The organism is Enterococcus sp. M190262 (assembly GCF_005843965.1).
Taxonomy (GTDB): Bacteria; Bacillota; Bacilli; order Lactobacillales; family Enterococcaceae; genus Enterococcus_D; species Enterococcus_D gallinarum.
In genome coordinates this window covers 2,180,695-2,200,614 of record NZ_CP040461.1, presented here as the reverse complement: position 1 = coordinate 2,200,614, position 19,920 = coordinate 2,180,695, and the positions used below count along the sequence as shown (strand labels likewise).

The window sequence follows — 19,920 nt, the reverse complement described above, 5'->3', positions numbered from 1 at the left end:
CTTTGGTTTTCATTATTAATATCCAGAGTAATCGCCAGTATCTTCCTGATACCCGGCTCCATCATCATAAATGTCTGACGGTTCACCTAGATTCTCATTTGAGTTTTCTTCACTATTGTAATTCGTATCGTCGTACAATTGATAGTTTGTATAACCATCAGTATGTTCATCTCCTTGAGACAAAGTCTCGCTGGTAGGAAGATTCAGTTGTTCTTTCAATTTATTTTGCATTTCCAGCAATTGATTGATACCTAATAATTGGTAATAGACCCCATTCATCATTTGGCCTTCACCTTGCAATTGTTCTTGATCGATTGTCGTGAACGCAGGCAAATAATTGGTAGCGATATCCATCATGTCATCCCAAGTCAAATCTGTTTTTGAATTCTTTTCAACAGCTTTTAATATTTTTTGATAATTGCTGACGCCATCCAAGCTCATTACTTTTTTAACGATCTTAGTGACAACTTCTCTTTGCCGTTTTTGACGTCCAATGTCGCCTTCCGGATCTTGTTTTCGCATGCGTGCATAGGCAAGACCGGTTTTCCCATCTAAAGTAATGGTTCCTTTAGGCACATGCACCCCTTCCAGAGTAAAATCGATTTTATTAGTGACTTCGATACCTCCAACTGCATCGATCAAATCTCGCATACCTTGCATGTTAATCGTAACATAATGGTCAATAGGAATGTCTAACAGATTTTCAACGGAATCCATCGACATTGCTTCGCCACCAAAGGCATATGCATGGTTCAGCTTATCCAACGTGCCATACCCAACAATTTGAGTGTAGATATCACGGTCAAGACTAACGATCGTTGATTGTTTCTTGGCAGGATTAACCGTAACGACCATCATACTATCTGAACGCCCTTGTTCGGTTCTCCCCAACGCTCCAGTATCAATCCCAAGCAAAAGAATCGAAAAGGGTTCTCTATCTTCAATACTTACTGCCGTTTCACGTTTTTTCGTCTTACGATCCGCACTTTGCGTAATATTATTGAACGTTTTATTCGTATCATCGTATACTTTCATTCCATAGACAGTGACACCGACAACACTTACTGCCACCAAGCCCAACAATCCTAAAATTACTTTTTGATATAAACGCATCCTACACCTCTATCACAACATTATTAGGTAATCGTTTAAATTTTGCCACAATTTTACAAATTCAGCAATCTTGCTTCTGTTTTATTACAGAATCTTAACACGTTTGCAACAAAAATGAAACGATAAAGAATTTGTTATTTTAACTTTTAACGGCGTACATCCCTATTCATTAACACATCTAAAAAAACTATCCTAAGGAAAGTAAGAGACTCGCTTTAACAGACCCCTTCATTCCTTCGGATAGTTTTTTGTATTAATTGAAAAATAGTTTTTTTATACTTAAATATAATCCACAAATCGCGCTCTAAACTTCATGTGTAGATGACTACCTATTATCAATAGTGTTAAAGTCATTCCCCAAAAAATTAAGGTGTAGGTCGTTTTTTCCCAAACCCAACCACGTGATAAAAAGGCATCTCTAAAGCCTTCAATCAAATAATAAAAGGGATTTAAACGTAATAGCTTAATTAACCATTCCGGCATATTTCGATTATTGATATCCCAAATTGGTCCTGAAACATAAAACAACAAACGCAATACTGATTGTAAGAAAATATGATAGTCACGTATCAATACTGTAATGGTCGCATTTAATAATCCGAAAGCAAATAAGAAAATAACCATCGCAATAAAGTAATAAATAAATTGCAACCAATAAACGGACGGCGTTACTCCCGCCCATAAGAGCGAGCCAATCACAATAGCTACCATAGGGATATAAGATGACAAGTTACTGATAATATTGATTGACGGCAAGATACTTACTGGAAATTTCATTTTGGCTACCATACCAACTTGTCGGTGAATACTATTGGACGCTCCAAGTACCGAAGAATTGATATAAAACCAAGCTGTGATCCCAATCAACATCCAAATAATAAATGGTACGCCATCTACTTTCCGATTACCATTGACGCCTAGCCCAAAGACTAAATAATAGATGCCAATTTGAATCGCAGGGTTCAAGATTTGCCATGCAAGACCAAGATAGTGGCTTTGATAGGTTGCTTTGTCCTCGTATCGAGACATACGGAAAATAATTCCCGCATGATTAAATTGTTCTTTTATTACTGCAGCAATTTCTTTCACTAAACTCTTCCTTTTCTATCTAAACTAAATAAAGAAATAGTTATCTTTACTTGAAAACTTGTACAATTGCATCAACTGGATGCTTGAGCGCATAGCTAATGGATCTGCCACTGAAAGAAACAAGAGAGCAAAACAGTGTTCCTACTATCGCAAGAGTCAAAAGTCCTTTAGTTGGAATCGTCATCTTCTCACCTAAAGGAGTTCGTTTAAGGTTCTTCTGAATCATTTGTTCAGATAGATGCTGCTCTTTCAGCAAGCTATCATCTTGGCTTTTTTCAGCTAATTTTTCTAGATTAAATGCCTTTTGATTTTCTTTGTATTTATCTTGGTAAGCTTTTTGTTCTTTTTTCGGTTGCTTCTTGAACCAGTCGATAAATTTGCGATATTCCGCCATTACTTCCTCAGTCGGACCGAACATGCGCAAATCGCCGTAATGCATCCAGATTGTACGGTCACATAATTTTTCAACTTGTCCTAAAGCATGGCTGACAAAGAAAATAGTCTTGCCGGACTCTTTGAATTCCATGATTTTATCCACACATTTTTGATAAAAAGTTTCGTCTCCAACAGATAAAGCTTCATCAATGATCAAAATATCTGGATCATTATGAACAGCAATGGCAAACCCTAAACGTGACTTCATCCCACTGGAATAGCTTTTTACAGGTTGATTAATAAAATCACCTAAATCGGCAAATGCCACGATTTCATCCATTTTTTTATCGATTTCTTTATTGGTCATTCCAGACATCAATGCTTTTAGACGAATATTTTCTAAACCTGTCAATTGATATTTTAATCCGGCTCCAATTGCGATAATCGACGTATCGCCATTGACTTCCATTGTGCCTGATGTTGGAGGAATAATGCCACTGATCACATTTGAAAGCGTTGATTTTCCAGAACCATTTATCCCAATGATCCCTACAGACTCTCCTGCACGCACTTCAAAACTAACGCCTTTTAATGCCCAAAAACGCGGAACATTTCGATGATAAAATTTGAATAATGCTTTCACTTTGTCTGATTTCTTTTTGTATAGGTCATATTCCTTTGTAACCAAAGTACTACGAACTTTTATTTCTTTTTCCACTTTCTTCATCCATTCTCAAAGAAATTCTATTCATTTGCTACAACTCAAGCTACATCATATCATATTTTCCTCTAAGACAAAATAAACAACGAAAAACATCTAATAAATTTTAAGAAAAAAACGGAAATAGTGTACAAAAAAAGGCACCATTTAAAGATACCTTTTATGCTTTAAGTATTAATTATTTATTTTTAAGTCTTTTTTGATCTGTGTCGTTGATATTTCAGGCGTTCTAGCTAAATAAACAACTTCGGCATCTGTTTCTTCTTGAATGAAATCAAATTTACCAGCCCAATCATCACCCATGACAAAAGTATCCACGTGGTACTCTTTGACGTCAGAAACTTTTTGTTCCCAGTTTTTTTCAGGAATAACTAAATCAACATAGCGAATAGCCTCTAATAACTGTTTACGTTTTTCATAAGAAAAGTAGCATTTCTTCTGTTTTTCATCCCAATTGAACTCGTCCGTAGACAATGCCACGATCAAATAGTCTCCTTGTTCTTTTGCTCGGCGCAATAAATTGATATGACCATAATGGAGCAAATCAAATGTTCCATAAGTAATTACTCGTTTCATCAAATATCCCTCATTTTTAATCTATTTATAATACACTGAAGATAACAAATTTGGCCGAAAATAGCAAATCAAAAAAAGCTGAGGTCCCCCTCAGCTTGTTCTAGTTTAGATTTTCGTGACTTCTGCCGCTTGCGGTCCTCGGGCGCCTTCGACAATCGAAAACTCGACTTCTTGACCTTCTTCTAAAGACTTAAAGCCATCTCCTTGGATCGCAGAAAAATGAACAAAGACATCATCTCCGCCATCAACTGTAATAAACCCAAAACCTTTTTCATTATTGAACCATTTTACTTTTCCATGTTCCATGCGTGTAAATCCTCCAGTAATTAAAATAAGACGCTTCCGTCTTCAATATTATAGCTGAAAATGAAAGCGTTAGCAATATGTTTCAAAAAATAAAACTACCCCCAACGAATCAAAGGTAGCAGTTAGAACTTATGGTTAACACGAAGCTGATGCTAAGATGCAACGTGCTTTCTTTTATCGTTGGGATAGTTTTATTCTGATTAAAAATAATTCCCTTACTTAATGATTATTTTGCTTTCGCATAAAAATCATTTACTTTATCCCAATTAACAACACTCCAGAAAGCATTGATATAATCAGGGCGTACATTTTTGTATTTCAAGTAGTAGGCATGTTCCCAAACATCTAAGCCTAAAACTGGCGTTTGACCGTCCATTAATGGTGAATCTTGGTTCGCAGTTGAAGTGATCGCTAATTTACCATCTTTGATGACTAACCAAGCCCAGCCAGAACCAAAGCGGCCAGTTGCTGCTGTTTTGAATTCTTCTTTGAAATCAGCAAAGCTGCCAAATGTTTCTTCGATGGCTTCTTTGATGGCTCCTGTTGGTTCACCACCAGCATTTGGTGCCAAGATTTCCCAGAAAAAGCTGTGATTTGCATGACCACCACCGTTATTACGGACAGCTGTTTTGATGTCTTCAGGCACCGAATCAAAATCAGCAAGTAATTCTTCAACTGATTTTTCACCTAATTCAGGATGTTTTTCAATTGCTGCATTCAAATTTGTGACGTAAGTATTGTGATGCTTGTCATGATGCAAATGCATCGTTTCTTCATCAATGTAAGGTTCTAATGCATCATAAGCATAAGGTAAATCTGGTAATGTGTAAGACATAAAAAATTCCTCCTCAGTGATAGTGATTACATAAGTAACATTATCAGATAAAAAGTGGTTCATCAAAACATATGCTTACTTTTTATCAACTTTTTTTGGTGCAAAAATCAGAAACTTGCTGAAAACATAGTTTGCTAGGACGACAACGATTTGTGTAACAAGCTTAGCGATAAAATCGCCGGTTCCTAGTACGCTGATCAATAGATACATACAAGCCATATCCAATCCCAGCGAAAGGACCCTAAAGAAAAGAAACTTCCAAAAGGCAAGCCATGATTCTTTTTTTGTTTCACTTTTTGCTTCAAAGACCCAAATCTTATTCGTGAAGAATGCGAACAACACAGAAGCTGCCCAAGAAATCACATTGGCAATCATATAATGAAAATCAAAGATTTCTCTAAAGAGAAAATAAACAACTAAATTGACTAAAGTAGTTAATCCACCAAAAATTAAATACGTTAACGGCTCCCATAATTTTTTTTCTTGTAGTTTATTTTTCACATTTTTTAAACTTTCCATACTCGATCTCCAATTCTACTCATTAATCAGCAAAGAACACTTTAGAGATAATCGGACTTTTCTGTCATAAGTCCTTGTGTTCTGTTGCTGCCTTCGTTACAATTATTTTTAGTTACATAAAAGGAGTTAAACAAATGACAATCATACAAATGCTAAAAAGTGCATTTATTCGAATCCCAAATCTCAAATATGTAAAAGACGCTGCTTTTTCAAAAGTGATTCTTTTTCTACTTGGAGCTACCGTTATTTTAGCCGTACCAATCACTTTGCAAGTCAATGATATCTTTCAGGATTTCCAGCGAGATAGTCAAAAAATTGCGCAAAAAATCCCCAATTTTTCGATTGAAAATGGGCAATTAACAACGAAAGGACAAGGAGAAGGGTTTATCTATCAAACCGACTCTATCATTTTTACTTTCGACCCTGAAGGAAAGCGCAACGCTACCGATATTGCTTCAGATGCCACTGCAAATGTGTTGAGTGTGGGACTATTAAAAAAAGAAATTGTTGTCAGTTTCCCTGGAACAGGACTTTCCACATCATTCTTAGATACAAATCAATTAAAATTTTCTTATAATGAACCAGCATTTAAAAATTTAGATGGCAAAAAGATTCGGGAAACTCTGAGCAGCAATCAAATTCCTTGGTGGCTACAACTTATTGTTTTCTTAGTAGCGCTCTACCCTACATTTTTAAATTTATTAATCACATTGATCATGGGTACATTTATTGCAACTATCTATACAAAACTAAAACTTTTTTCTTACAGCTTTTTTGAAAACCTTAAGATACTAATCGTTAGTGCTGCTTTACCAACAATTTTGAGTGTGCTGATCCAACTATTCGTACCAAATTTTGATGGGACAACATTTATCTTATTCGCAGCACTGTTTCTATTCACTCAAGGCGTCAAAGGTTCGCCTAAAATCCAATTAAAAAGCTAGTAACTATCCAACCATGCATAGATCTTTGCGCATGGTTTTTTCTTCGTTCTTTGATACACTAAAATAAAGGAGGAACAAATATGACTAAATATATTTTATCTAGCAGAGAATTTCGTGATGAATTTATCACACAAATTCATGAAATCAGTGATGAATATCAGTTTATCCACTATGATGAAGCAACTTCCATCGACTGGTCAAATGTTGCAATCACGATTGGTTGGAAAGAAGAATGGGCCGGAAAGTTACTGGCTAATGCTTCTCTTGAATGGGTCCAAGCCATTTCAGCCGGTGTGGATACGCTACCTCTAGCACAGTTTGCCCAAAAGAACATCTTACTTTCTAATGGTAGCGGCATTCATGCACAATCGATCACTGATCATTTAATTGCTTTATTATTCATGGAATCCAGAGGAATTTTTACCGCCATCAAAAAACAGGCTGAAAGACAATGGCAGCCCAATGGTATTCCTTATTCATTATTATCTGATAAAGAAATACTGATCGCAGGTACAGGTAAAATTGGGCAGGCTTTAGCAAAGGCCTTAAATTTTTTTGGCACCCAACCTGTCGGCATAAATACAACGGGGCATGCCGTTGATGGTTTCAAGGAAACTTATCCACTTGAAGAGTTGATTGAACAAAGTCAGAAAGCTGATTGTGTGATTAATATCTTACCATTGACACCTGAAACTACAAGAATCTATAATAGCCATTTTTTTAATAGTATGAAATCATCCGCTTCTTTTTATAATGTTGGGCGTGGACCTAGTGTAGATACTGTAGCGTTGACAGAAGCCCTCCGCCAAAAAGAAATCGCATTTGCGGCTCTTGATGTTTTTGAAGAAGAACCTTTACCCGCAAATGATCCGCTATGGACACTGGAAAATGTGTTGATCACCCCGCATATTTCCGGGTTGACCCCACATTTTCAAAAAGCATTCATGGCCATCTTTATGGATAACTTCCGCAATTTTATCCACGAGAAAAAATTGGTTCGAAATCAAGTCGATGTAACAAAAGGGTATTGATCATCAACCAGCGCTGCTTTTTTATTCCCAAAAATTATTTTTGATCTTTTTCTGTCTCCTTTAAAATGTAAAGGGGACGTTTTTTTGTTTCCAGAAAAATTTTTCCAATATATTTTCCAATAATACCTAGACAAAGCAATTGCAAACCACCAACAAACAATACGATACAAACTAAAGAAGGCCAGCCTGAGGTAGGATCACCAAAAATAAAAGTACGAATAATTATGAATAGCAGTGCAATTCCAGAAGCTAGACAAGACAACGCGCCAACAAAAGAAGCAATATTTAATGGCGTATCAGAAAAATTGACGATGCCATCAATCGAGTACTTGAATAAGCTCCAGAATGACCAAGAAGTTTCTCCAGCTACTCTTTCACGATTTTCGTAGGCAATGTATTCTGTATCAAAACCTACCCAACTAAAGATTCCTTTGGAGAACCGATTGTATTCAGAAAGTTCTAAAACTGCATCCACCATATTCCGACGCATTAAACGGAAATCTCGTGCGCCATTGACCATATGTGCCTCACCAATTTTGTTGATCAATGCATAAAAGGCTTCTGAAAAGAAACTACGAACTTTAGGCTCCCCTTTGCGATCGGCTCTGCGCGTTCCAACACAGTCTAATTGTTTTGTGTTGAGCAAGTCAAACATCTGAGGCAAAAGGCTTGGAGGATCTTGTAAATCTGCATCCATTACGGTAACAAAATCCCCTTTTGCTGCTTTTAAGCCAGCATACAAGGCTGCTTCTTTTCCAAAATTACGTGAAAACGAAAGGTACCGCACACTTTCTGGATGCTCTTGATGCAGCTTGCGCATCACTGCGAGTGTTTGATCGGATGACCCATCATTGATAAACAAATATTCAAAAGGCATGCCTACCTGATCTTTTACTTTTTCAGTCTCTTCAAAAAAAAGTGGTAAGCTACTCTCTTCATTAAAGCAAGGTACGATAATTGATAACATGGTTTCATCTCCTAACGAACAGGTCTATGATCAAAGCTAGCGATATGGAATCCACTAAACTTCAGTCATAGACTCATACTGTTACATTGTATCTTTATTTTAGTTAATTGTTTTCAGTAAAACTATATTTAGGTCCATCTAGCTTTTCATCGTAGTCGACTTGCAGATCATACCCTTTGAAGAACCACTCATCGGCCTCCTCAATAAAAAAAAGCATGTCTGAAACTGTCTTTTGAACGATAGGATTTTCAGGTTTATCTACTGACATTCCTACTGAAAAACCATCATGGATCTGAGTTTTCCCATAGATTTTACCAAAAAAGCGAACGCCGCTTCCTTGGTCGACTGACAGTTCTTTTTTGAACCAATCAATTGCGGCTTCTGTAATAGTTATATTCATCATTTTTCACTCCTAATCATTCATATGTTCATCAAGAATATCCACATCATCCGTGTTCCCAATCACGAGTAGATTATCATTCTCACGCACGATCGAATCAGCTGCGGGAGACACGATCACTTGTCCAGGTCCTCGACGAATAGCAACAACGGTCAATCCATATTTTTGACGAAAATTCAAATCAAGTAAGGACCTATTAAAGAAACGCGGATTTGAGACACGAATCTCCGCCAGCGAAAATTCATCTGAAAGCTCAATATAATCCAAGATATTTTTTGATACTAGATTGTGAGCGATACGAATCCCCATATCCCGTTCTGGGTGGACAACTCGATCAGCACCAAGCTTCTCAAGAACCCGAGCATGATATTCATTTTGCGCCTTTGCTAAAACGTTCGGTACTCCCATCTCTTTGACCATCAAAGTCACAAGAATACTTGCTTGGATATCTTCACCGATTGCTACGATCACATGGTCGAAATTACGAATTCCTAATGAGCGCAACGTCATTTCATCCTGTGCATTGCCCACCACCGCGTGGGTAGCAATATTCATATACTCATTGACCCGATCCTCATTGCTGTCAATGGCTAATACTTCTTGTCCGGATTCTATCAATGTTCGACAAATACTGCCGCCGAACCTTCCAAGACCAATAATCGCGTAATTCTGCTTCACATTAAACGCTCCTTTACCTTACAAATCCTACTCTAGTATATCAAAAACCTCCTCAACTGACTATGAGGAGGTACCCTTATGATGAGATTCTTATTTTGTCAAGCCATGCTTAAAGGCATAAATGGTTGCTTGTGTTCGATCTTCCACTTCTAGTTTCGACAATATATTTGATACATGAGTTTTAACCGTTTTGAGTGTAATAAACAACTCATCTGCGATCTCCTGATTACTTTTCCCTTCAGCAATCAAAAGCAGCACTTCTTTTTCCCGATTTGTCAGATCATCATGTAAAATCGGCGTGCGATTTGTTAAACGATCCATCATTTTCGTTGTTACTTCCGGTTCCAACACCCGCTCGCCTCTTTGAGTCGCACGAATGGCATCCGCAATTTCATGTGCAGTGGATGTTTTTAACAAATAACCGGCAGCACCAGCTTCAATTGCAGGATATACTTTCTCGTCATCAATAAAACTAGTAACTATGATGATTTTTGCTTCCGGCCAATCTGCTAGAATGGCTTTGGTTGCCTCAATGCCATCCATTTCATCCATCACTAAATCCATCAAGATGACATCGGGACGTAAAGACAATGCCTTTTCGTAGCCGATTTTGCCATTTTCAGCTTCTCCAATCACCTCTATATCTTCTTGAATGGATAAGTAGGAAGAAACCCCCAAACGTACCATTTCGTGGTCATCTACTAACAAAACGTTGATCATTTTTATGCCTCCTTAAGCAGCGGGATTTTTATTTCAATACTTGTTCCTTGATTTTTAAAACTGATAATCTTTAATGTGCCGCCAACGGCACTGATTCGCTCACGGATATTCATCAGCCCATAACTGCCAGCTTTTTGATTGTCGACATCGAATCCTACACCATCGTCGATCACGCGCAACAGCACGTTGTGTTCAATATGATTCAAGTAGACTTCAAGTTCATCCGCTTTGGCATGACGCAGTGTATTCGATAGTAATTCTTGAATCACTCGAAATAATTGGTCTTCTATAGAGCTTGGCATAGTAAACTCTTCGATATCCCATTTCAAGGATATCTTGATTTTTGTTTCCAATTCTTTTAATAATTGCTCGATTCCTTGTTTGAGGCTTTTCCCTTCCAATGTGACCGGACGCAGATGTAACAATAACGCTCGCATCTCAGACTGCGAAGCATTGATGATGTCCGTTACCATAGCCAACTGCTTCTTTTGCATTTCCGGGGCATCGTCCCGGATGGCTTGTTCGTTCAATGCGGACATCATCATCATTGCGGCAAATAATTGTTGTGAAACTGAATCATGCAATTCTCGGGCCAAACGATGTCGTTCGGCTTCAAGGATTTCTTCTTTTGTACTGCCATCCACTAGCTGCGGCCGAGCATTTAATTGTTGAAGCTCACTTGACATATCTTTCATTTTGACCTGTAATTTCCTGATGTCTCGATCGACATCTTCAATCAACCGATTTTCTTGCGCATGAGGGATAGGTGTGTCAAGTAGTGGACTATCAATATCTCCATTTGAAAGCAATCGCAGCTTCTCTTCGATTGGCCCGTATTGGCGGTTTCTGAAAAGAGAAATCAATAGAAAGACAGCCAGGCCCACCATCAGCGAAACAACTAATAAATGAAAAATGATCGGTATAAAGAATAGTTTGATCTGAAAGACTTCTAGCAGCCAATTCTTCTTTCCACTAGCATAAAGATACGAAAAAAGAATCAAGATCATCATCAAAAAACTAGTGACCGCACTATAAAAAGCGATCATTCCTCGAGAAAATTTAGCAATCATACCCGAATCACCTCGATATCCCCAATCAAAGTGTTCGTTAAAATTTTTAGTCGGCGGGTGTTTTCCTCATAATCCGGACTGTAGATCGTAACTTTCTCATTCTTCAGACCTGTTGCCTCGCCTTCGAAAATCACTGTCCCGATAAAGGTGCTATGTTCCATTTTGATAGCAACTCCAGCAGGGACTAAAATTCTCGTACGGCCGAATCCCTTACGAACAATCACGACATTCTCTTTTTTCGGCAATAATGTGTTTCCCAAATCAATGATCGTATCTCCAGAAAAGATGTCGATATTGATATCATCCCATTCATACACTTGATTCCCGATCCGCTCATTGCCGATCCATTGTTGTTTCGTTTTATGAGGATGAAACTGCTTTGGTTCTTCTGTTTCTAAAATGATCATTTGTTTTTTGCGCCAAAATGTGTTTTTTGTAAAATCTACACCAGTGATTTCCACACCTTTCAATCCAATAAAAAGGATCGCAAAAATCAACATCAGCCACAAAGCCGGACTATTTAAAAGACTGATAAAGATGGCGATACCACCGGTAACCATCAAAAAATTATTAAAATTTGTTTTACGTTCTCTGCGAGAAACAAAGTAGATCGTCACAACACCTAAAATCAATAAAATCAATAACGGTGGATTCGATAAAATTTGCCAGACCGCAAATAGAAATAATAATGCTTCTACGACAAAGAAAAAACGCCAAGGGCTTTTCATGTAAGCTCCTCCTCCCAATGATTCTATTTTATCATAACGGATTCTTCGATGGCATACATCCGTCGCGAGTCCGAAAAAAGATCCTGATTGGTCCTTTTCTCTTTGAGAAAGTGATCATCAGGATCTTCTGCTTAGACTTTTACGAAAAAATCAGCTTTTTTTCACTTCTGTGATTTTCACCAGCATATCTCCGCCTGGTGTTGAAATTGTTACTTCATCATTGATTTTTTTACCAATCAATGCACGAGCGATCGGTGAATCGTTTGAGATTTTACCAGAAAATGGATCCGCTTCTGCACTCCCAACAATTGTATATTCTTCTTCATCTCCATCAGGTAATTCAATGAACGTGACGGTTTTTCCGATCGATACTTCATCATTGTCTACGCCTTCATTATCAATGATCTCAGCAAAACGGATCATATTTTCTAATGTTGTGATACGACCTTCTACAAAGGCTTGTTCATCTTTTGCGGATTCGTATTCAGAGTTCTCAGAAAGATCTCCAAAGCTGCGGGCAACTTTGATTCTTTCAATGATTTCTCCACGTTTGACTGTCTTTAATTCTTCTAATTCCTGCTCTAATTTTTCTTTTCCTTCTAATGTCATTGGGTATACTTTTTCTACCATTTTAATTTCTCCTTTTAACTTCGTATCAACTGCAAAAGGTAATCTTTTGCGAATAGTCCACAAAAGATTACCATGGTTTTTTTTAAATGTAAACTAATATCCTAATAAAAATTAATTCGAAGTATTGTTTACATATTTTTCAACTAAACGCATATGTTCATCATAGGTTTCAGCAAAATAGACTTCTTGCGTATTGATGTCTGCCACAAAATAATAGTAATTATTTGGTGTTGGTTCCAACACTGCTTTGATAGATTGCTCACTTGGATTATTGAATGGTCCTGGACCATATCCTGTGTTGACATACAAATTGTATGGTGAGTCTACTTGAGTATCTTCGTAAGTTACCAACTCTTTATGCTCGCCTAACGCATAGAGAATAGAAATATCTGACTGCAATGGCATATCCACTGCCAGACGGTTAAAGAAGACTTGGGCAATGTTCTTACGGTCATCTTCTTTACTACCTTCTTTTTCGACAAGAGAAGCCAAGGTCAACACTTCTTGCACTGTCATTTCTTTTTCTGCGATCTGATCGTAATATTTAGACATAACAGTATTTGTTTTATCAATCATTTGGGTCACAACTTCTTCTAAAGTGTTTCCTTTATAATAGTCATAAGTTGCCGGGAAGAGATATCCTTCTAACTTGTATCGAACGCCTTCTGCTTTTGCTGCGCTATCCAACAACTCTGGATATGCTTCATGCATTTTATTAAAGAAGGTGTCATCTTTCATTAAAGCTAAGAAATCATCTTTCGAGATACTTGTTGCTTTGGCAAGCGCATCTCCGATTTGGTCTATATCATACCCTTCAGGAATCGTCACTTTCGCATCTGATGTCACTGACCCTTCTCCTTGCTGTAACTGGGCACTAATTTCATCCAGAGTCATACTTGGAGAAAACTGATAATTACCAGCTTGGAAACCAGTCAGATTATTAAATTTCGTATAATAATTAAAGATCATACCACTTTTGATGATCTTATCTTTTTCTAAAATCTCGCCAATCATTTTATTTGATGATCCGCTTGGAATCTCAACAGCAACTTTTTCTGTTTTTTCTGGATCTAACGGCTGCAATCCTGAAGTAACATATCGATAGACTGAAAAACCAAGGACGCCGCCAATAACGATTAATGCGATTACAACAATTGTGACGATACGATTGACGATACGGTCTTCTCTTTTCCGCTGTAACTTACGAACGGTATCTGACTTTTCATCTAAACCAGCTTCTTCCCTTTTAGGAGCTGAGCGCTTCGCTTTTTGAGCGTTTTTTTGAACAGTTTTATTTTTGGCTTGGCCCTTTTGGGTACTGCTCTGCTTTTTTGTACTGCGGGTCGCAGAGCGACTTTCTATAGGTTCCTCAACAGATGATCGTTTTTGTTCAGACGATTCGTTGGTTTGAGGTTTTTTCAAAGCACCTAAAACTTCGTCTTTGAAGGACTTCTCTTCTGGATGTTGTTTACTCAAAACAACTCCTCCTAACTTTCGTAATACTGACTTGTACCATTATACACGAAAGTTAGGAGGATGGAAATGATTAATAAAGTTTTAATTTCCTCCCTTATTTCAAGCTACTTACCTAGTAATTTCTTAAAAGCGATGTAACCTATTACTATTAAAATAGATACCATAGAAATAATTATAGAAATAGATATGACCTTGGGAGTTGTATATGAAACAGTGATTTGATTCATACCTTTCTTTGATAGAATTTTTAATGTTCCAATATCAGTAAGCTCAGGTGACAGTTTTTTTCCATCCTTCTTAATGATTGTATCTTTGTACGTTACAATTGGAACGTTGATTTTTTCATTCTGATTTGAGTTCCACGAAACAATGAGTGATCCATCTACAGTTTTCTTAGTGAACTGTTTATTTGGAGTAATTATATATTGCCAGTATTTTTCATAAGGTGAAAATTTTTCAAAATCTGCGTTTGCCAATTTCTGTTTTAAAGGGAGATAGTCGGAAGTTCCTTTTTGTACCACTTCTAAAACTTTTCCGACATCAGGACTTTTTATTAATTCTCTTAGTTGATTCGAAGATACTTCTTCAGGTTTTTTATTGGGAGCGACTAGAACATTTTCACTTTTCCAAACGTCCATACTATTGTAAATTTTGTTCTGCTGTATAGATACAGCAATTACTGAAAAAATTGCAAAGATTACTAATAAATTTTTATTTTCCAGTTCATATGCAGTAGCACTTAAAGAAGACAGAAGAAGTATAATTGCGATTACTGCAATTCTTGATGGAAATTGGATACTGCTTTCGAATAATGGAAACATATTCCCGATTATTTCCCACGGGAAAAACCTACTAGAAACAAAAAGAAAAACTAGTCCTACGACTGTCATAAAGATTATATGTTTATTCATCGATTTCCATGAAAAAAATGTGATGAATATTTGAGATAAGACAAGAATAGTCAATATAACGCCAATATTAGATTGACTGTTTGATTCTGTTGTTGAGAAAAAAATAGCGGCTCTCATTAAATCTCTTGGTGCTGTTTGAATTAAAATATTTCTTCCCATTAAGTGAAATAAACTAAACCAAACATTCAAACTGCATAAAATTGCTATAGTCACCGCACTAATCATTCTTCTGAAGAAAGCCCATTTAGATAAGGTTTGAATAAAACTATATATTACAAATGGAGCTAAAGCGAGTGTTGCTAAAAGTGAAGAAAATAGATGGGTTTGTAATAGTAATCCCATACTGAGTCCCAATCCTATAAAAGAAAAATAGTGATCTTCATTGACTAACATCTCTATTCCGTAATACAAAACAAATGGAATCATCATACTGCCAATTCCTGTAAATGATCCAGAGATATTCCAAGATGCCAGTGTCGATGTGGTCATATATATACAACCGCACAGGATACTAGCCAAACTTTTCTTAGACAATTTAAAGGCAATTCTATAGATACCTACAGCCCCAAAGACGTTAACCAAAAATGATGTAACGATTTGAAACTTGATCCAACTATTTGTAACAAGAAGAATGAAACCCATAACATACGCCATTCCCGGCCCATAAACAGCATTAATGATTCTTGCAGACTGTTGAAAGCCGAAGATAGAAATAAAGTAGCTAAAGTCACCAGTTTTTAATTGCATCATTGTTTCATAAAATCTATTCATATGAAAAATAGAATCAACACCAAGAATATATCCTCGTGAGAAAATTTGAGGTCCTTGAATAACCAAAGACAACAGTGAGAAAATCAGAAAAACCATTAAGTAGTGCCATAAATTTTTTTTAAATGTCTTTACTCTTTTTTGTATTTGAAACACATCCTTTTCGACGATTTTGTTATACAAACAAAACTGTACCATTTATTTCACTTATTACAAATAAAAAATCCCCTTCATTCTTCTTAAAATAAATAAGTTTATTAAGGAGAATGAAGGGAAGATAAATTTTATAGGTGGAAAGAATTCTTGTTAAGAATTCAGCATACTATAAAACCTTTCAAGAGCTTCCTGATTATATATATCAACATCAATAAATGATTTTATCTCTTGTCCGTTAAGATATGCCTTTATCCCGTTAACTAGACCTTCAACACTGTTCTCAACCACTAAACCATTTTCATTACCTAATACAGAAATATTTCCCGGAATATTTGTAGCTACAACAGGAATATTTAATGCAAGGCACTCAAGCAACGTCATGGGCTGCCCTTCATGATTGGATGGAAAAATAAATAAGTCGCATTTATCTAAAAGTTCCATTGCATGCTTAGTTTGACCAACAAATATGACATTCTCTTGAAGATTTAATCCATAGGCTGTTGCTTTAAGTTTTTGTTCATATTCTCCAGATCCAACTATATATAATTGATGATCCTGTTGCGTACTTTCGAGAATTTGTTTAAAGGCAAACAATAATTTTTCTTGGTCTTTCTCTGGAGACAAGCGACCTATTGTAATAAAATTTTTCCCTTCATTTGTCGGAATAGATATACCGACAATTTCATTTCTACCAAAATCACTAATTTCATCTATAATTAATTTTTCTTCATTCATTATAGATTTAACTTTTAATTGTGGGTTAATCTTATGATCAAACAAATACTCTTTATCCAAAAGATTTGGAACATACGTAAATTTCTTTTCATCTACCATATCTTTTAGAGAATCTTTATTTTGTATCATGGTCAATTTACCTACAGAAGCAATATGATCAAAGAATTTATATAATTGAAATATTAATGTTAAGTTTTTCTTGTGGACGTATCTACCGGCGACATTTTTTTCCATTTCTTTCATCATATCATTGTGTTGATAGATAATTTTAGTTTTCGCTTTAGAGAAAGCCATCATGTAACTCCAAAAAGGAGCATATCCACCAAAATCGATCGCAATATCTATCCTTGTATCTCCTAGAATTCTTTGCCATTCACGAGAAACAAAACTTTTTTGCTGATCTATGTCTTCAACTATAGAACGATTAAATAAACGATGATATTTAATCCATTCAGGATAAGTTAAGTCCATTCCGTTATTTCGATATATAACATGAGCTTTATCAGATAGTCGTTTTACATTGTCATTAAATTGCGCATTTGCTGCGTTCTTGTCAACGACAATTAAATTATACTTATCATAATCTAAATTTTTACTCAAATTTATCAGCGAAGAAGTGATACCATTATTCAGCAAGGCTCCCCCATAAATAATAATATTCTTCTTGTCATTTTTGAAAGAAAGGACTTTTGCAACTGAATCTTCTTCACCTATAATTTTATTAACGTATTGTTCAGTTACATTTCCATGATCGTAGGGTATAAACTGTTTTTTAAAGTTTTGTATATTTTCTATTAGTCCAACATCGGTAAAAGAGTCATCTAATATTGCACTAACCAACTCTTCGTTTGTCACACAAATTTCACCAGGCAAATCATCTAAATTAAAATATAAACCTCTGGTTTTTTGATATTCTTCTTTATCATACATAAAAAAGATTATAGGTTTATTTGTTACTAAAAAATCAAAAAATATACTACTGTAATCCGTAATTAGTATGTCAACAAAATACAATAATTCATTTGCGTCTACCCAATCTGGTATAAATAATATACCATCAAAACTTTCATTTTTAATAAATTGATACATCAAAGGATGGACTTTCACTAAGAGCTGTTTGTCACTAGACTTGATTTGCGCAGAAATATAAGATAATCGTTTGTACAAATCTTCAAAAGTATCTTGTACACGACCGGTTGCTCCCCTCCATGTAGGAGCGTATAACAACACCTCTTTAGTTAAATCAATACCTTCTTTTTCTAAAAATGATTCTAAAACATCACTTTTATTAAATATACTATCAATTCTAGGATATCCGTTTTCTAAAACCTCTCCCGTATAAATTCCGTCGATGTCATATGAATTGATCAACTTATCAGTTGTAAATGTATTTGGAGAAAGTAAATAATCAGTTTGTAAAAAGTTTCTTTGAACATTATAATTTTGAGTAACATTTCCTTCCATTTCTTTACCTAAAGTTTTTAAAGGAGTACCATGCCAAGTATTCGTATAAACTTGCTCTTTTTTCTTAATAAAGAAAGGTGGCAAAGTCACATTATGAAATAAATACTTTGCACTGGCCAAATAATAATAATAATCTTTACTATATGGTTTTATAAATTTCACATTCTGATACTTTGAGTAATAAGAAACATATTTGTTATCTTCCCAGTCATTCAATGACCAAACATGAATATAGTGTTTATACTTATTAGATTCCACCAAATATTTGAAAATGGCAAAAGGATTATCATTCATAGCTTTACCATGAAATGACTCATAAAAAATAACGTTGTCCTTAACTTTAGTTTTCAAAAAGTATTTAGTATAAGTTGTTCTCCTTGAGAACTGTGTATTAAGCATATTCTTACTATAATTTTTAATGACTCCCTTAAAATCAAACATTACTTCTCTCCCTTTTCTTTGTAGAAAACTTTTTCTAAATCATTATATTTATTATTTAACAAAAAATGAATAAAATTTATAACTGGATAAATCAAAGAATAGAGGATTATTCCCGCTATCATTATTAACGCAGTACAAAAAAAGCCATATATTAAAATAAGCAATCCATTGTCTAATCTGGAGGCATTTACTAAGACAGGCCATAGATAATTGACACTAAACCAAGGTGCACTTTGCATCAAATAAACGCCGAATGATGCTCTGGCAAGATAAGAATATGCTTTTCTAGATTTTATATCAGCTTTTAGAAAAATAACGAAAATTAGAACTGCCATTATCAAAAGTAAAGGACTACTATCCTTTGTATAAAATATTGTTTCTGACCATCCGAAAAATTTCAATAATTTAGTAATTTTTAATTCCGTGTTTGAAAATAATATTTGTAAGATAATATTAATTATAATCCCCACAAAAAATAAACAACTCAAGCTCACAAAAAGTTTCCTATAAGGAATTTTTCTTAATTCTAGTTCAAAAATCTTAATTGATGCTCCAATGAGATACAAAAAGGCAAACCAAATAGGGAAAGCAAAAGTCAGACCCTTATCATAATAAATAAACGGATAAATCGATAGTACAAGAAACCCTAAGATAATCCCATACTTCAGTAGCCTTTTTGATAAACTATTAATTAACTTATTTAGAAATGGAATACCTAGATACAAAAGACAGTATGATGTAACAAACCAATATTGTCCGAAAACAATCGGGAACAATCGCCGTATAAAAGTTAGTATCTCAAAATTAACTTTTATATGAGAATTTAATACTAAAAAGAAGTATATGATCAATGAAATAATTGTTGTTTCTAACCAAATCTGAACAATGCTCTTTAATTTGACAGAGGAATGAATCATAAAATAACCTGTTATCATAACAAAGATGTTTACACCTAGTTTTCCTCCGATTAACATTGTTTGTACAGTTAATTTATCTAAAGAAAAACCAGAAGGAAAATTCCATTTTGTCCACAAAGCATAATGATGAATAACAATAAAAAAAATTGATACTATTTTTAAAATATCTAAACTCGCAACTCGATTGCGCATTGCTCTATCAGCCCCTATATTCAAATCATTGTTTCTTATTTTAAAATCAACTTACTTTAAGACCATACCAAAAGATATCTTAAAAATTTTAACTCCTCTTCATTATGAAGATTTTATTCTTGAAATTACAATTACTAATCTGACAATTTAATTATGCT

General features: G+C 35.3%; 20 protein-coding genes. 2 read left to right on the top strand and 18 right to left on the bottom strand.

Annotation, left to right across the window (positions count from 1 at the left end):
- Positions 1-15 precede the first annotated feature (15 nt).
- From FE005_RS10325 to FE005_RS10295, 7 genes are all read right to left on the bottom strand, one after another.
- Complete coding sequence (locus FE005_RS10325; protein ID WP_138371736.1) at positions 16-1,113, bottom strand: LCP family protein; 1,098 nt, start codon at positions 1,111-1,113, stop codon at positions 16-18.
- A gap of 279 nt (positions 1,114-1,392) precedes the next feature.
- Positions 1,393-2,202 carry an ABC transporter permease gene (locus FE005_RS10320; RefSeq protein WP_003126950.1) on the bottom strand — a complete coding sequence of 270 codons (810 nt, stop codon included), beginning with the start codon at positions 2,200-2,202 and terminating at the stop codon, positions 1,393-1,395.
- Positions 2,203-2,248: 46 nt separating this feature from the next.
- Positions 2,249-3,304, bottom strand: a complete 1,056-nt coding sequence (locus FE005_RS10315) for an ABC transporter ATP-binding protein (RefSeq protein WP_003126949.1) — start codon at positions 3,302-3,304, stop codon at positions 2,249-2,251.
- A gap of 168 nt (positions 3,305-3,472) precedes the next feature.
- Positions 3,473-3,874 (bottom strand): glycerol-3-phosphate cytidylyltransferase, encoded by a 402-nt coding sequence (gene tagD / locus FE005_RS10310; protein ID WP_003126948.1) that lies wholly within the window; start codon positions 3,872-3,874, stop codon positions 3,473-3,475.
- 105 nt (positions 3,875-3,979) lie between these two features.
- Positions 3,980-4,180, bottom strand: coding sequence for a cold-shock protein (locus FE005_RS10305; RefSeq protein WP_003126947.1), 201 nt, complete (start codon positions 4,178-4,180; stop codon positions 3,980-3,982).
- Positions 4,181-4,406: 226 nt separating this feature from the next.
- Positions 4,407-5,015 (bottom strand): superoxide dismutase, encoded by a 609-nt coding sequence (locus FE005_RS10300; protein WP_003126946.1) that lies wholly within the window; start codon positions 5,013-5,015, stop codon positions 4,407-4,409.
- Between the two features lie 75 nt (positions 5,016-5,090).
- Positions 5,091-5,534, bottom strand: a complete 444-nt coding sequence (locus tag FE005_RS10295; RefSeq protein WP_081131315.1) for a GtrA family protein — start codon at positions 5,532-5,534, stop codon at positions 5,091-5,093.
- Between the two features lie 134 nt (positions 5,535-5,668).
- On the opposite strand from FE005_RS10295, the gene FE005_RS10290 reads away from it, so the two are divergent.
- On the top strand, positions 5,669-6,478 hold the full coding sequence (locus tag FE005_RS10290; RefSeq protein ID WP_138371735.1) for a DUF1189 domain-containing protein: 810 nt from the start codon (positions 5,669-5,671) through the stop codon (positions 6,476-6,478).
- Between the two features lie 80 nt (positions 6,479-6,558).
- Complete coding sequence (locus FE005_RS10285) at positions 6,559-7,509, top strand: phosphoglycerate dehydrogenase (RefSeq protein ID WP_003126942.1); 951 nt, start codon at positions 6,559-6,561, stop codon at positions 7,507-7,509.
- Between the two features lie 34 nt (positions 7,510-7,543).
- On the opposite strand, the gene FE005_RS10280 is transcribed toward FE005_RS10285, so the two are convergent.
- The 11 genes from FE005_RS10280 to FE005_RS10230 form a co-directional block, all read right to left on the bottom strand.
- Positions 7,544-8,476, bottom strand: coding sequence for a glycosyltransferase family 2 protein (locus tag FE005_RS10280; protein ID WP_003126941.1), 933 nt, complete (start codon positions 8,474-8,476; stop codon positions 7,544-7,546).
- A 103-nt stretch (positions 8,477-8,579) separates the two neighbouring features.
- Entirely contained in the window at positions 8,580-8,876 is a 297-nt protein-coding gene (locus FE005_RS10275; protein ID WP_138371734.1) for a HesB/YadR/YfhF family protein, read from the bottom strand.
- 12 nt (positions 8,877-8,888) lie between these two features.
- Entirely contained in the window at positions 8,889-9,554 is a 666-nt protein-coding gene (locus FE005_RS10270) for a TrkA family potassium uptake protein (RefSeq protein WP_003126939.1), read from the bottom strand.
- A gap of 90 nt (positions 9,555-9,644) precedes the next feature.
- On the bottom strand, positions 9,645-10,274 hold the full coding sequence (locus tag FE005_RS10265; RefSeq protein WP_003126938.1) for a response regulator transcription factor: 630 nt from the start codon (positions 10,272-10,274) through the stop codon (positions 9,645-9,647).
- A 2-nt stretch (positions 10,275-10,276) separates the two neighbouring features.
- Positions 10,277-11,344: a sensor histidine kinase gene (locus FE005_RS10260; RefSeq protein ID WP_003126937.1), complete on the bottom strand. Its 1,068-nt coding sequence runs from the start codon at positions 11,342-11,344 to the stop codon at positions 10,277-10,279.
- Positions 11,341-12,072 carry a cell wall-active antibiotics response protein LiaF gene (gene liaF, locus FE005_RS10255; protein ID WP_103299900.1) on the bottom strand — a complete coding sequence of 244 codons (732 nt, stop codon included), beginning with the start codon at positions 12,070-12,072 and terminating at the stop codon, positions 11,341-11,343. Before liaF ends, FE005_RS10260 begins: the two co-directional genes overlap by 4 nt.
- A gap of 150 nt (positions 12,073-12,222) precedes the next feature.
- Entirely contained in the window at positions 12,223-12,702 is a 480-nt protein-coding gene (gene greA / locus FE005_RS10250; protein WP_003126935.1) for a transcription elongation factor GreA, read from the bottom strand.
- A 111-nt stretch (positions 12,703-12,813) separates the two neighbouring features.
- Positions 12,814-14,178 (bottom strand): endolytic transglycosylase MltG, encoded by a 1,365-nt coding sequence (gene mltG / locus FE005_RS10245; RefSeq protein ID WP_138371733.1) that lies wholly within the window; start codon positions 14,176-14,178, stop codon positions 12,814-12,816.
- A gap of 104 nt (positions 14,179-14,282) precedes the next feature.
- On the bottom strand, positions 14,283-16,055 hold the full coding sequence (locus FE005_RS10240; RefSeq protein WP_138371732.1) for a hypothetical protein: 1,773 nt from the start codon (positions 16,053-16,055) through the stop codon (positions 14,283-14,285).
- Between the two features lie 108 nt (positions 16,056-16,163).
- A complete protein-coding gene (locus tag FE005_RS10235; RefSeq protein WP_138371731.1) occupies positions 16,164-18,653 on the bottom strand; it encodes a glycosyltransferase in 2,490 nt (829 codons plus the stop codon).
- A complete protein-coding gene (locus tag FE005_RS10230) occupies positions 18,653-19,762 on the bottom strand; it encodes an acyltransferase family protein (protein WP_103299896.1) in 1,110 nt (369 codons plus the stop codon). Before FE005_RS10230 ends, FE005_RS10235 begins: the two co-directional genes overlap by 1 nt.
- Positions 19,763-19,920: the final 158 nt, after the last annotated feature.